The following is a 12,936-nucleotide window of genomic DNA, read 5'->3' on the forward strand; positions in this document are numbered from 1 at the left end:
GTTGCCACGTTTTCGGCTGCTTTCGGCGGGGCTAAACGACAGTTTTGGGCACGTTCAACGCCTTTCTCTGTTCGTTATGCCAACTGCCTGCTACCTCCGCTCTTTAGGTTTCCTGTTTGCCACCAGCCTGCTGCCCGCCGGGGCGCTGGCCCAAACGCCCGTGCGCGGCGCCGTGCTCGACGGCAGCCGCCAGCCGGTGCCCGGCGCCACCGTGCTGCTCTTTGCCCCCGCCGACTCGGCCCACGCCCTGGGCACCGCCACGGGCCCCGATGGTAGCTACCAGCTCATTGCCCCCACTCCCGGCCGCTACGTGCTGCGGGTATCCATGGTGGGGTTTCAGCCCCAGCGCCGCCTGCTGACGGTGGCCGCCGAAGCCCTGCAGCTGCCTGCCCTCACGCTGGGCGAGGCTGCCACTCAGCTGCGCGAAGTGACGGTGCAGGCCGAGCGGCCGGTGGTGCAGGAGGGGCTAGACAAGAAGGTGATTGAGGTGAGCAAGGACCTGACCAGCGCGGGTGGCACCGTGGCCGATGTGCTGCGCAACGTGCCCGCCGTAACCGTGGCCGACGGGGGCGGGGTGAGTTTGCGCGGCCAAGCGGCCACCGTGCTTATCGACGGCAAAAACACCACCCTGCGCCTCGACCAGATACCCGCCGGCACCGTGGCCCGCGTGGAGGTCATCACCAGCCCCTCGGCCCGCTACGACGCCCAGGGCGCGGGCGGCATCATCAACCTGGTGCTGAAAAAGGAGCAGAAGTCCGGTTGGAACCAGAACGGCAGCCTGCTGGCCGGCACCGGCGGCAAGTACAACCTGAGCGTGGGCGGCAACCGCCGAACCGGCCGCCTGAATGTGGCGGTGCAGTACAACGGGTTCAACAGCCGCTTCGCGCAGGTCTCGGACCAGACGGTGCAGTACCACCAGCCAGGTACCGTGCTGCGCCAGACCGGCCAGGGCAGCCAGCACAACTACCTGCACAACCTGCCCGTGAGCCTGAGCTACCGTCTCTCGCCCACCCGCGAGCTGAGCCTCTCGGTGGTGCCCTACCTGAACCGCTACAGCCGCACCCTCGAACAAATAGGCGACTTCCGGGCCGCCGATGGCACCAGCCTGCAGCGGACAGCTTCGCGCAACACCTACGCCGAGGGCGGGCGGGTGCTGCAAACCTCCCTCGACTACCGCCGGCAATGGGCCGACCAGCCCGGCCGCCGCCTGCAGGCCAGCCTGAGCTACTACGGCGGCCCCGGCGACGTACGCAACCGCCAGCAGCTGACGGCCGGCCCCGAGCAGCTGCCCCAGCTGGAAAGCACCCTGCTGCTCACGCTCCGCAACGTAGCCGGCCAGCTCGACGTGGTGCGCCCCCTCAACCCCAGAACGGTGCTGGAAGCCGGCCTGAAGACGCAGTACCAGCATATTGAAACCGACCTGCAGTTCCGCCAGCAGGCCGCCGCCGGCCAGCCCTGGCAGCCGGTAGCCGCCCGCAACCAGGCGGGCACCTACCGCGAGGCCGTGCAGGCCGCCTACGCCACCACCCGCTACACCGGCCCCACCTGGAGCGGCCAGGCCGGCCTGCGCGCCGAGTACACCGCGGCCCAGGGCAGCGCCACCACCACCGAGGCCCCCTTCCGGTTTCGGTACCTGAACCTGTTTCCGTCGGCTACGGTGGGGCGGCAGGTGGGCAAGCAGCAGCGGCTCCAGCTCAGCTACCAGCGTCGCCTCGACCGGCCCACGTTTCAGCAGCTGCTGCCCACGCCTTTCTTCACCGATTTGCGCACCTACACCAGCGGCAACCCGCAGCTGCGGCCCCAGTACCTCAACCGCCTGGAGCTGGGCCACGAGCTGACCACCGAGCGCCTCAGCCTCAACACGGCCCTCTACGCCCAGCACCTGAGCCAGGCCCTGCAGCCCTACCAACTGCTTGATTCGGCCGCCACCCGCTACAACGAGCAGCTGGGCGTGGCGGGCCCCGTGCTGGGCACCACCCCCCGCAACCTGGGCAGCGTGCGGGCCTATGGTCTGGAAGTAGCCCTCACCCAAACGCTGGCTACCTGGTGGAAGCTGACGGCCAGCGGCTCGGTGCAGCGGCAGCAGGTACGCGGCGACATTGATACCGACGCGCGCCGCCTCACCACCGGCTCATTACGCCTGCTCAGCAGCTTCACGCCCACGGCCGGCCTCGATGTGCAGCTGGCCGCCACCTACCGCGCCGCCCAGCTCACGCCCCAAACCCGCCAGGCCCCCGTGGGCTACCTCGATGTGGCCGTGCGCCAGCAGGTGCTGCAGGGCCGCGGCGCCCTCATCCTGCGCGTGAGCGACCTGCTGAACACCCGCCGCACCCTCACCGAAACCACCACGCCCGAGCTGCTGGCCCGCAACACCCTGAAACGCGAAAGCCGCATTGGCTACCTCGGCTTCAGCTGGTACATTGGGGCCAGCAAAGCGCCCAAGCGCATCGAGCAGGCGCAGGATAACAACTAGGCTGTGTCTGAAAAATCGTTTGCAACTCGCTGAACGTCATGCTGAGCTTGCCCAAGCATCTTTACCGCTTCGGATGAACCGTCTGACGAAGCGGTAGAGATGCTTCGGCAAGCTCAGCATGAATATTTTGAAATTTTTAGACACAGCCTAGATTTTCGCTGTGGCTCCCCACCCTGCCGCTGGCCCGCCGGGCGCAGGGTGGAGAGGTGGGGGCTTCTTTCGTTTACTTGACTATGACGTCGTTTTCCGGACTGCTTTCCTCCGCCAGCCTGCTCCGACGCGGAGCGTTTATCCTGGGCTACACCCTGCTGGCTTCGGTGCTCACGGTGGTGCTGCTGCGGCTGCTGCTCTCGCCCACCGCCAGCAGCTACCGGGTGCATTGGGAAGCTCACCTGATGGTGTGGGTATACGCTCTGGTAGTGGTGGGGCTGCTGCAGCTGCTGGAGTGGTGGCAGCGACGCCGGGGCCGGTGGATGCACTCGGCCGCGGCCTACGGGCGGCTGATGGGCTGGGGCGCGCTGCTCTGCGGACCGGTGCTGCTGGCGCTGGAGTTCGGCACCGAGGCCCTTATCTGGCACAAGTACCGTTTTCTGACGGCCGAAGGCAGCCTGCGCGGCTACGAGATTACGCGAGAAGCCATGCTCACGATGCTCACCTACCTGCTGATTGGCAACCCCTACCTGCTGCTGCGCTATCTGCGGGAAGAAAGCCTGGTGCAGCAGCAGCTCCGCGAAACCGAGAAGCGCCGCCGCGAAGCCGAGCTGCGCGCCCTGCAGCAGCACGTGAACCCGCATTTCCTGTTCAACAGCCTGCACGTGCTGGGAGCCCTCATCGGCCCCGACAACGACCCCGCCCAGCAGTACCTGGCCCGGCTGGCCCACCTCTACCGGCAGCGCCTGCGCCAGGCCCGGCAGGACGTGGTGCTGCTGGAAGACGAGCTGACCGACCTCAACGACCTGCTGTACCTGCTCACCATCCGCTTCGGCTCGGCCTACGAGTTCCGGCAGGATATCCGCTGCCCCCAGCGCCTCACCGACAGCCTGGTGCCGCCCGCCGCCGTGCAGGAGCTGCTGCACAACGCCGTGAAGCACAACGACGCCAGCCCCACCCAGCCGCTGGTCATCACCCTCACGGTGCTACCCGATTCGCTGGAAGTCAGCAATGCCCGCCGGGCGGCCCCGCCCCACGCGGCCGGCACCGGCGGCGGCCTCGAAAACCTGCGCGCCCGCCTGCACCTGCTCACCGAGCGGCCGTTGGTGGTGGAGGCCACGCCCACGCTGTTTCGCGTGGAGCTGCCCCTGATTCCGCTGATTGCGCACCACGAACCCACCCCCTGATGCCGACCTTGGCCCCGGCTGCTATCCTATACTTCTCCCTTTCCGCCTTATGCGTGTTCTGATTCTGGAAGACGAGCTGCCTTCCGCCGAAACCCTGCGCGAGTACCTGCTGCGCTACTACCCCCACGCCACGGTGGCCGCCCAGCTGCGCCATGTGGCCGAAGCCCGCGACTGGCTGCGCACCCACCCCCAGCCCGATTTGGTGGTATCGGACATCGAGCTGCTGGGCGGGCGGGTGTTTGAGCTGCTGCGCGAAGGGCTGGTGCACTGCCCCATCATCTTCACCACGGCCTACGACACGTTTTTCGTGGAAGCCTTCGAGCAGAATGGCATCGGCTATTTGCTCAAGCCCTTCCGCTACGAGCAGTTCTGCGCGGCCCTGCGCAAGTACGACCAGCTGCGCACCACCTTTCAGCTGCCTATTCTGCAGCAGCTCTCGGCCGGGCCACCCGCCCGCACCTACCGGCAGCGCCTCACGGTGCGCGTGAAGCAGGGCATTGTGCTGCTCGAAACCGCCGACGTGGCGTATTTTCAGATGCGCAACGGGCTGGTGCACGCCCTCACGCCGGCCGGCACCAGCTTTGTACTGTCGGAGAACCTGAACGAGCTGGAAGACACCCTCGACCCGGCCCGCTTTTTCCGGCTCAACCGCTCCGAGCTGGTGCAGCTCTCGGCCATTGAGCGGCTGGAGCCGCACTTCAACGGGGCCCTGGCCGTGCGCCTGCGCCACCCCGCCGATACTACGCTGGTAGCCAGCGCCGCCCGCACCCCCGAGCTGCGCCGCTGGGTGGCCGGCTAAGCGCGCCAGCGCGGCGGGTGGGGAGGCCATGCAACCCGGCCGGCGGGCCGGCGTCTTTCGCCGCAAGCGGCGAGACGCCGGTTTTTCCGGTACCTTGCCGCTTGCTTGCTTCGTCTTTCTTCTCCCCTTTTCTCCCTATGCTGAAACCTACTCTGCTGGCCGCCGGGCTGGCGGCGCTGCTGGCCCTGCCGGCCGCGGCCCAAACCACCAACTCCGGCACCGACAAATTTGCGCAGCTCGAAACGCTGCTGCCCACGCCCAACTCCTATCGCACCGCCTCCGGCGCCCCCGGCACCGACTACTGGCAGCAGCGCGCCGACTACAACATCCGCGTGAAGCTGGATGATGAAAAGCAGGCCATTACGGGCTCCGAGGACATCACCTACACCAACCTCTCGCCCGACGTGCTGACCTACCTCTGGGTGCAGCTCGACCAGAACATCCTCGACAAAAACTCCATCACCACGGCCACGCAGGTGGGCCAGATTCAGGACCGGATGCCGTTCCAGACGCTGGATTATCTGCAGCGCAGCGAGTTTGACGGTGGCTTCAAGATTTCGGAGGTGAAGATGAAAGGCGGCAAGGCGCTGCCCTACGTCATCAACCACACCATGATGCGCGTGGATTTGCCCACGCCGCTGCGGCCCAAGCAGGCCGTGACGTTCAGCATCTCGTGGAGCTACAACATCAACGACCAGACAAAAATCAATCAGCGCAGCGGCTACGAGTATTTCGCCGAGGACAAAAACTACCTCTACGAAATTGCGCAGTTCTACCCGCGCATGGCCGTGTACTCCGATAACCAGGGCTGGCAGCACAAGCAGTTCCTCGGCAACGGCGAATTCGCCCTGCCCTTCGGCGACTACCGCGTGAGCATCACCGCCCCCGCCGACCACGTGGTGGGCGCTACCGGCGTGCTGCAAAACCCAAATGAGGTGCTGACCAGCGCCCAGCGCCAGCGCCTCGAAAAAGCCAAAACGGCCAAAACGCCGGTGCTCATCGTGAGCCAGCAGGAAGCCGAAAAGGCCGAAACCGGCCGCGCCAAAGGCACCAAAACCTGGACCTACGCCGCCAAAGACGTACGCGACTTTGCCTGGGCCAGCTCGCGCAAGTTCATCTGGGATGCCATGGGCATCATGCAGAAGGGCAAGCCGGTGATGTGCATGAGCTACTACCCCAAGGAGGGCAACCCGCTGTGGGGCAAGTACTCGACGGAAGTGGTGGCGCACACCATCAAGGTGTATTCCAAGTACACCATCGACTACGAATACCCGGTGGCTATTTCGGTGCACGGTCCGGTGGGCGGCATGGAATACCCGATGCTGTGCTTCAACGGCGGCCGCCCCGAGAAGGACGGCACCTACTCGGCCGACCGGAAATACGGGATGATTTCGGTGATTATCCACGAAGTGGGCCACAACTTCTTCCCGATGATTATCAACTCCGATGAGCGGCAGTGGAGCTGGATGGACGAGGGCCTGAACACGTTCACGCAGTACCTCACGGAGCAGGAATGGGAGCGGAACTACCCGTCGCGCCGCGGCGAGCCCAAGAACATTGTGGACTACATGCGCACCGGCAAAAACCTGCAGACCCCGATTATGACCAACTCGGAGTCGGTGCTGCAGTTTGGGCCGAACGCCTACGCCAAGCCCGCTACCGGCCTCAACATCCTGCGCGAGACCATTCTGGGCCGCGAGCTGTTCGACTACGCCTTCAAGGAATACGCCCGCCGCTGGGCCTACAAGCACCCCACACCCGCCGACTTCTTCCGCACCATGGAAGACGCCTCCGGCACCGACCTCGACTGGTTCTGGCGCGGCTGGTTCTACACCACCGACGCCTCCGACCTGGCCATTACGGGCGTGAAGTGGTACTCGGTGGACTCCAAGAACCCGGAAATCGAAAACGCCCGCAAGCGTGAGCTGATTAACAAAGCGCCCCAGACTCTGTCGCAGCAGCGCAACCTGCAGGACATCAAGCGCACCCTCGTGGACGAGAAGCCCGAGCTGAAGGACTTCTACAACACCTACGACCCGCTGGCCACCACCGACGCCGACAAGCAGCGCTACCAGCAGATGGCCAAGGGCCTGAGTGCCGAGCAGCAGCAGCGCCTGAACGCCGGCCTGAACTTCTACGAGGTGAGCCTCAAGAACCTGGGCGGCCTCACGATGCCGGTTATCGTGCAGATGACTTACCAGGATGGCAAGCAGGAGAAAGTGACGATTCCGGCCGAAATCTGGCGCAAAAACAACGCCGAGGTCACCAAGGTGTTCGTCACCGAAAAGCCCGTGGTGAGCTTCGTGCTGGACCCCAACCTGGAAACCGCCGACATCGACCTGAGCAACAACGCCTGGCCGCAGCAGGCGGCTCCTTCCCGCTTCGAGCTGTTTGAGCAGCAGCAGCGCACGCAGCCCAACCCCATGCAGCAGCAGTCGGCGCTGCAGAAGCTGGAGCAGAAGCCGGTTAACTCGACTGGCGGCACCAACTAAGGGTTGCTGTTTTCAGCGTACATTTCAGCAGCCGACCCCGGTGGGGTCGGCTGCTTTGTATTTTCTCTTATGTCGATTTTTTATGCTACGTAATTTGTTGGTATTCCTGTTTCTATTACCGGTGCAAGCTGGTTTTGCCCAAGAAGAGGTGCGCCGTGTGAGGATTTTTACCCCAGTCAAATTGCAGCAGTTTGCCGAATTGACGCACTATCCCTCCAAGTACCTGCGCACGGCCACTTATTACGCGGATAGCTCCTTTTCTCTTTTCTACTCACATGGTGCTACTGACCGGAAGAAGTTCCGGACTGCGCATTCCTACAGTTTTTTCTCTGACGGAAAACGCAAATCACGCAGCAGGCAGCATGTACTTGGCTTCGGGCTACGATGTACCAAACGATGGAACGAAACCGGTCAGTTGGAAGAGCGGTACCGCCGCAATCAATGGCCCTCAACTTCTTACACGTACGCTTCCCGGCGCTTCACTTATGCTAATGGCCGGATGCTGCGGAAAGACGTAGAAAAGGCTGAATCTGGATGTTTCTACGGGCGGATGATTAAACGCAAGCTTATTACGTTTACCAACAACGGCCGCATAGTCACATTTTCCGAACAGTTCTCGCTAGGAAATGACAGTATTTCGACGCGGTGATGCTGCTTCCAGTTCCCTTCATCCACTAACTTACTCTACCACTATGGGACTTCTCGACGGCCTGCTGGGCAATGCTTCTGAAACTGATGCCCAGGAAATTCAGCTGGAGCTGAGCCAGCTGCTCTCGCCCGGCGAAACCGTGCGCAACTCCTACGCCGTGCTGCGCGACCTGATGGTGTTCACCACCAAGCGCCTGATCATGGTAGACAAGCAGGGCGTAACGGGCAAGAAGCGCGAATACCTGAGCCTGCCCTACCGCAGCATCGAGCGGTTTTCGATGGAAACCACCGGCCACTTCGACCTCGACGCCGAGCTGAAAATCTGGGTACGCGGCCAGACCGAGCCCATCAGCAAAACATTCCGCGGCGACAAAAACGTGTACGACGTCTACCGCGCGCTGAGCGAGTTTGCTATTTAGCTGGTGGAATAATGGGTTGGTGGAGTGGCGGATTGTCATGCTGAGCCTGCGAAGGACCTTCTTGTACCTGAACGATTACTGTACCAACGGGCCGTTCTACCGTAACAAGATCCTTCGCAAGCTCAGGATGACAATCCGCCACTCCACCAACCCATTATTCCACCATAAATGCCCCGCTTTACCGCCGCCCACGCCCTCACGCAAGCCCGCCGGCACCCACTGATTCCGGTGTTTTACCACGCGCAGGAAGACTACGCCCGCCGGGTGCTGGCAGCCTGCTACGCGGCCGGCGTGCGGCTGTTTGAGTTCACCAACCGTGGCACCCAGGCCCCGGAAATTTTTGAGCGGCTGCAGCGGTTCGTGGAAGCCGACTTCCCGGATTTGCTGCTGGGCGCGGGCACCATCTTCACGGCCGAGGAAGCCGGCCGCTTCATCGGGGCCGGGGCCGACTTCATCATCCAGCCCGTGTGCAGCCCCGACGTGGCCGCCGTGTGCCGCAGCTACGACCTGGCCTGGCTGCCCGGCGCCCAGACCCTGAACGAGGTGTACGAGGCGCACCGCCTGGGCGCCACGCTGGTGAAGCTGTTCCCGTCGGCCTACCTCACGCCGGAGTACCTCGGCATTCTGCGCGGCCCGCTGCCCCAGGTGCCTATCATGGTCACGGGCGGCATCCAGCCCACCGTCGAAAGCCTCACGGAGTGGAAAGCTGCCGGCGCCACCTGCGTCGGCCTTGATGCCCGCCTGCTCGACACCGACGAGCCCGCCCACCTCACCACTCAGGTGCGGGAGCTGCTGGCGGTGCTGCAGCCAGCAGGATAACGCAAAAATCCGTATTGCGCCGAGTGAAGCAAGTAGCCGGGACGGCACCAATTGGCGCGGACCTGGCTACTCGCTTCGCTCGGCGCGATACGGATTTTTGCGTTGCGTTTTCTTTAGCCGCCCACTACCGGGGCGTTGGGGGCTGGCACGGAGGGGTTGTACTCGGGCGTAGCGGCGTTGTGGATGGCGGTGGCCAGGCCTTTGTCGGCTTTGAAATCGTTGCGCTTGTAGGGGCGGATGATAAGGCGCAGGGCCTTGTCGGAGCTGAAGTAGCTGATGGCCCAGCCCACCAACGTCACGACTTTGTTGCGGAAGCCCACCAGCGTCATCAGGTGCACAAACAGCCAGGTGAGCCACCCGAAGAAGCCGCCGAAGTGCTTGTCGCCGGGCAGGTCTACCACGGCGCGGTTGCGGCCCACAATGGCCATGCTGCCCTTGTTGGTGTACTTGAACGGCCGGAGGGTTTCGCCGCGCAGCAGGCGCTTGAAGTTGTCGGCCAGCTGCTCGGCCTGCTGGATGGCTACGGGCGCCAGCATGGGGTAGCCGCGCGGCATCTCGTCGGTGACCAGGTTGGCCACGTCGCCGATGGCGTACACGTTCTGGAAGCCCAGCACCCGGTTCACCGTGTCTACGTTCACGCGCTTGTTGCGGGCTACGGCGGCTTCGGGCAGGCCTTCCAGCGCCGCGCCGTTAACGCCGGCCGCCCAGATCAAGTTTTCGGTGCGGATGAACTCGGTGTCGGAGTAGTATAGTTTGCCGTCCTCGAAGTGCTTGGCCTGGGTGTTGAGGCGCACGTGGATGCCCATTTCCTCCAGGTAGCGCTTGGCCTGCACCTGCGAGTCCTTGCTCATGGGCCCCAGCACCTCCCCGCCCGATTCCACGAGATAGATTTCCATCTGCTTGAGGTCGAGCTCGGGGTAGTCCTTGGGCAGCACGTCCTTGCGCATCTCGGCCAGGGACCCGCAGATTTCTACGCCGGTGGGGCCGCCGCCCACCACCACCACGTTCATCAGGGCCTGCCGACGAGCAGGGTCTTCGGTGAGAATGGCCTTTTCGAAGTTCTGAAACAGGTAGCTGCGCAGGTTCAGGGCGTTGGGCACGCTCTTGATCTGCATGGCATTCTGCTCGATGCTGGTGAGGCCGAAGAAGTTGGTGAGCGAGCCGGTAGCCACCACCAGATGGTCGTAGCGGATGTCGCCGATGTTGGTGGTGAGCGTGTTGGTGGCCGGATCTACTCGCTGCACGTCGGCCATGCGGTAGAAGAAGTTCTGCTGGCCGGCGAAGATTTTACGGATGGGATACGCAATGCTGTCGGCCTCCAGCGCTCCGGTAGCTACCTGGTAGAGCAGCGGCTGGAAGTTGTGGTAGTTGTTGCGGTCAATCACCACCACCTGCACGGGCGCGTCGGCCAGATCTTTGGCCAGCCGCAGCCCGGCAAAGCCGCAGCCGATAATCACGATGCGGGGCTGAGAAGTACGCGGCAGATTGGTATCCATAGAGCGAAGTCGAAGGTCAAACAGTGGCTGTACTGAATATCAGGGCGCAGGGTTGATCAATAGCTGTCATTGCGAGCAGCGAGAAACAATCCTTCTCCACCAAGATACCATGCTTCGAACAAGCACAAAGCCCCTGACGTCCGCGCGGGCGTCAGGGGCTTTGTACTTTTTCGAGGGTATGCACTACGTGAAAAAAGAACTGCTCTGTCCTTTATCCGAGCAATAAGCGGTTAGTAATCCACGCCTTCCTTCTTCTTGAACTCACCGTCTTTCACCTGCTTGATTAGCTGCAGCCAGCTGAAAGGATTGAGCAGCGGGTTGTTGGAGTATTGCGAAGGGCCCATGCCCATCCGGCGCTGCTGCTCCAACTGCTGCATCTGCATGGTCTGGCGGTAGTTGCCCATGCTGGTGACGGGCGCGTTGTTGAAAATACGGCGCAGGATGTCCTGGTTGAGGTTTTCGGCGGAGCTGGAACCCCGCTCCTTGGGCAAGCGAAGGGCCAGGAAGGCCTCCTTGAAGGCCTTTTCGGTGGCGTAAGGGAAGATGCGCACTTCCGGCAGCACGGTCACGTCTTCGCGCAGCTGCACAATCACGGAGTAGCTCTGGCGCGGGTAGTCGGGCGGAATCACCACGTACTGGTTGCGGTAGCCCAGGCTGCGGATGATGATACTGTCGCCGGCCAGCACGGGCAGCGAGAAGTAACCGTAGGCGTTGGTGGCGGTGCCGCGGCCGGCCTTGGGCACAAACACGGTGGCGCCGGGCACGCCCAGCAGCGAGTCGCCGGTGGCCACGATGCCCGTGAACTGCACCACGCGCTGCTGGCCCTGGGCCCGGGCGGCAGTCGGCAGCAGCCAGCAAGCCAGCACTACCAGCATACAAGCGGCCAGCCGCAAAGAAAATCGAACTACTACAGACATACAGGGTATTACAGACTACAAGTATACGGCACTTTTGGGGGCCGCTACCGGGTTTGAGGTAAATTCGCGCCGGCCGGTTCCGGTTCACTTTTGCTACTTCTTCGTCTAAAGATGCGCCTCAAACACTTCAGCGTTGCATTCGGCCAGCAACTATTCAAAGCTTTCGGCGACGAAAGCCGCGTGCGAATTCTGCATCTGCTCTGGCGCAACCAGGAAATGTGCATCTCCGACCTAGAACAGGTGCTGGACTTCACTCAGACCAAAACGTCCAGGCAATTAGCGTTCCTCAAAAATGCGGGCTTGGTCAGCTTCCGCCGCCTCGACAACTGGGTGTTCTACTATCTGAAGGACGAGGCCCTGGACTTTGTGCAGCAACTGCTGGGCTACATGGAGCGCGACGCCCAGTTGCAACACGACCAGAAGATTTACCAGACGCTCTGGTCGAACCGGGAGCTGGCCGCGTATAAGCTGCAAAACCGGCATTGGACCGGCCAGCCTTAACCCTTGCGCCTAGTTTTCTGTGAAGTCTGCTGATTCTGTTATCCGCCTGTTTGTATGCACTGCCCAGAAAGATGAAGTGGGCAAGGACGTCGTGAAAGCCCTGAAAACCGAGCTTAAGAAGCAGGGCCTGAAAAAGCTGCTGACTGGCGGCGAGAAGCGCAAGGTGCGGGTGCAGACCTGCAACTGCCTCGACCTCTGCAAGCAATGCAAGAAAGGCCCCGGCGCGGCCCTCATCGTGCATCCCGAAGGCACCGTGTACGGCAACGTCCGCCCCAAAGACGCCGCCGACATCGTGCACGAACACCTGGGAGAAGGCCGGGTTATTGAACGACTGCGGGTTGACTGATATGTATTATGCAGCAGGCTACTATCTGGTTATTCCCAAACACGAATGGGGGACTGTCAACGGCCACCGCTTTCGGGCCCGCACTTGGTCGGTGAGCACGTACATTAGCCATGTTTACCCAGGAACATGGGGATTCGACTGGGAGTATAGCAGACGTCAGTTGCCTGAAAATTTCACCCCTACTGACCAAGAGCTGACAGCCTTGCATGCCTGGATTGGGGAAGCCTTTGCGCAGGGGCAGTATGCTTGGCCGGGTTTCTTCTCGACCCACGAAAAAGCTGTAGAATTTAAAAGCAGATTCCTGCACGCGCTTCCACAGGCAAAGCTGTTAGGCATTTTTTTACACGAATCTCATTGCGCAACTGCTGTTGCCGCCGTTGAACCACACACTGGCCCTGACTGGCCGAATCTGGCGACGCTCCTGCAACTGCGGGCTCCCGAGCCTGAAACCGGGCTTACTATTGGCTTTGACTTATTGGGCCTCTTCGATTTTGGTGGCTATGAGCCATTTTCTTACCACGTAGTAGAGCAGGAATATCAGAAGACATTTGGTGTAGTGCTGAATGAATACGGATTGTTTGCCACCGCATCAGACTGCCAACGGGTAGCTGCCTATACTGACACCATCGCCAACGAGCCAGCCGTTTGGCTACCATTCAAAACCAAGCTTTTCGGTCCTGAATTTTGAC

Annotated in this window: 12 protein-coding genes; 10 read left to right on the forward strand and 2 right to left on the reverse strand. The window is 62.3% G+C overall.

Annotated elements, in window-relative coordinates:
- Positions 1-76 precede the first annotated feature (76 nt).
- The 7 genes from N008_RS05015 (at position 77) to N008_RS05045 (ending at position 8,987) form a co-directional block, all read left to right on the forward strand.
- Complete coding sequence (locus N008_RS05015) at positions 77-2,473, forward strand: outer membrane beta-barrel protein (RefSeq protein WP_044014224.1); 2,397 nt, start codon at positions 77-79, stop codon at positions 2,471-2,473.
- 233 nt (positions 2,474-2,706) lie between these two features.
- On the forward strand, positions 2,707-3,810 hold the full coding sequence (locus N008_RS05020; RefSeq protein ID WP_044014226.1) for a sensor histidine kinase: 1,104 nt from the start codon (positions 2,707-2,709) through the stop codon (positions 3,808-3,810).
- A 49-nt stretch (positions 3,811-3,859) separates the two neighbouring features.
- Positions 3,860-4,609: a LytR/AlgR family response regulator transcription factor gene (locus N008_RS05025; RefSeq protein ID WP_044014228.1), complete on the forward strand. Its 750-nt coding sequence runs from the start codon at positions 3,860-3,862 to the stop codon at positions 4,607-4,609.
- Positions 4,610-4,746: 137 nt separating this feature from the next.
- Complete coding sequence (locus tag N008_RS05030) at positions 4,747-7,101, forward strand: M1 family metallopeptidase (RefSeq protein ID WP_044014229.1); 2,355 nt, start codon at positions 4,747-4,749, stop codon at positions 7,099-7,101.
- Between the two features lie 94 nt (positions 7,102-7,195).
- Positions 7,196-7,750, forward strand: a complete 555-nt coding sequence (locus tag N008_RS05035) for a hypothetical protein (RefSeq protein ID WP_156109027.1) — start codon at positions 7,196-7,198, stop codon at positions 7,748-7,750.
- Between the two features lie 43 nt (positions 7,751-7,793).
- A complete protein-coding gene (locus N008_RS05040; RefSeq protein WP_044014233.1) occupies positions 7,794-8,168 on the forward strand; it encodes a PH domain-containing protein in 375 nt (124 codons plus the stop codon).
- Positions 8,169-8,336: 168 nt separating this feature from the next.
- Positions 8,337-8,987 carry a ketohydroxyglutarate aldolase gene (locus N008_RS05045; protein ID WP_044014235.1) on the forward strand — a complete coding sequence of 217 codons (651 nt, stop codon included), beginning with the start codon at positions 8,337-8,339 and terminating at the stop codon, positions 8,985-8,987.
- 113 nt (positions 8,988-9,100) lie between these two features.
- Here the strand turns inward: N008_RS05045 and N008_RS05050 are convergent, their stop codons facing one another.
- Positions 9,101-10,483, reverse strand: coding sequence for an NAD(P)/FAD-dependent oxidoreductase (locus N008_RS05050; protein WP_044014237.1), 1,383 nt, complete (start codon positions 10,481-10,483; stop codon positions 9,101-9,103).
- 230 nt (positions 10,484-10,713) lie between these two features.
- A complete protein-coding gene (locus N008_RS05055) occupies positions 10,714-11,400 on the reverse strand; it encodes a carboxypeptidase-like regulatory domain-containing protein (protein ID WP_081910618.1) in 687 nt (228 codons plus the stop codon).
- Between the two features lie 111 nt (positions 11,401-11,511).
- On the opposite strand from N008_RS05055, the gene N008_RS05060 reads away from it, so the two are divergent.
- Genes N008_RS05060 through N008_RS05070 form a run of 3 tightly spaced genes read left to right on the forward strand, consistent with a single transcriptional unit; the run spans position 11,512 to position 12,935 of the window.
- Positions 11,512-11,901, forward strand: a complete 390-nt coding sequence (locus N008_RS05060; protein WP_044014240.1) for an ArsR/SmtB family transcription factor — start codon at positions 11,512-11,514, stop codon at positions 11,899-11,901.
- Between the two features lie 19 nt (positions 11,902-11,920).
- Positions 11,921-12,247 (forward strand): (2Fe-2S) ferredoxin domain-containing protein, encoded by a 327-nt coding sequence (locus N008_RS05065; RefSeq protein WP_052381208.1) that lies wholly within the window; start codon positions 11,921-11,923, stop codon positions 12,245-12,247.
- 1 nt (position 12,248) lies between these two features.
- Positions 12,249-12,935 carry a hypothetical protein gene (locus tag N008_RS05070; RefSeq protein WP_044014242.1) on the forward strand — a complete coding sequence of 229 codons (687 nt, stop codon included), beginning with the start codon at positions 12,249-12,251 and terminating at the stop codon, positions 12,933-12,935.
- Position 12,936: the final 1 nt, after the last annotated feature.

Source organism: Hymenobacter sp. APR13, assembly GCF_000737515.1.
Lineage (GTDB): Bacteria > Bacteroidota > Bacteroidia > Cytophagales > Hymenobacteraceae > Hymenobacter.

Bases quoted from the DNA above. Each gene is read 5' to 3' on its own strand.
- N008_RS05015 (WP_044014224.1), top strand. From the start codon at position 77: ATGCCAACTGCCTGCTACCTCCGCTCTTTAGGTTTCCTGTTTGCCACC.
- N008_RS05020 (WP_044014226.1), top strand. From the start codon at position 2,707: ATGACGTCGTTTTCCGGACTGCTTTCCTCCGCCAGCCTGCTCCGACGC.
- N008_RS05025 (WP_044014228.1), top strand. From the start codon at position 3,860: ATGCGTGTTCTGATTCTGGAAGACGAGCTGCCTTCCGCCGAAACCCTG.
- N008_RS05030 (WP_044014229.1), top strand. From the start codon at position 4,747: ATGCTGAAACCTACTCTGCTGGCCGCCGGGCTGGCGGCGCTGCTGGCC.
- N008_RS05040 (WP_044014233.1), top strand. From the start codon at position 7,794: ATGGGACTTCTCGACGGCCTGCTGGGCAATGCTTCTGAAACTGATGCC.
- N008_RS05045 (WP_044014235.1), top strand. From the start codon at position 8,337: ATGCCCCGCTTTACCGCCGCCCACGCCCTCACGCAAGCCCGCCGGCAC.
- N008_RS05050 (WP_044014237.1), bottom strand. From the start codon at position 10,483: ATGGATACCAATCTGCCGCGTACTTCTCAGCCCCGCATCGTGATTATC.
- N008_RS05055 (WP_081910618.1), bottom strand. From the start codon at position 11,400: ATGTCTGTAGTAGTTCGATTTTCTTTGCGGCTGGCCGCTTGTATGCTG.
- N008_RS05060 (WP_044014240.1), top strand. From the start codon at position 11,512: ATGCGCCTCAAACACTTCAGCGTTGCATTCGGCCAGCAACTATTCAAA.
- N008_RS05070 (WP_044014242.1), top strand. From the start codon at position 12,249: ATGTATTATGCAGCAGGCTACTATCTGGTTATTCCCAAACACGAATGG.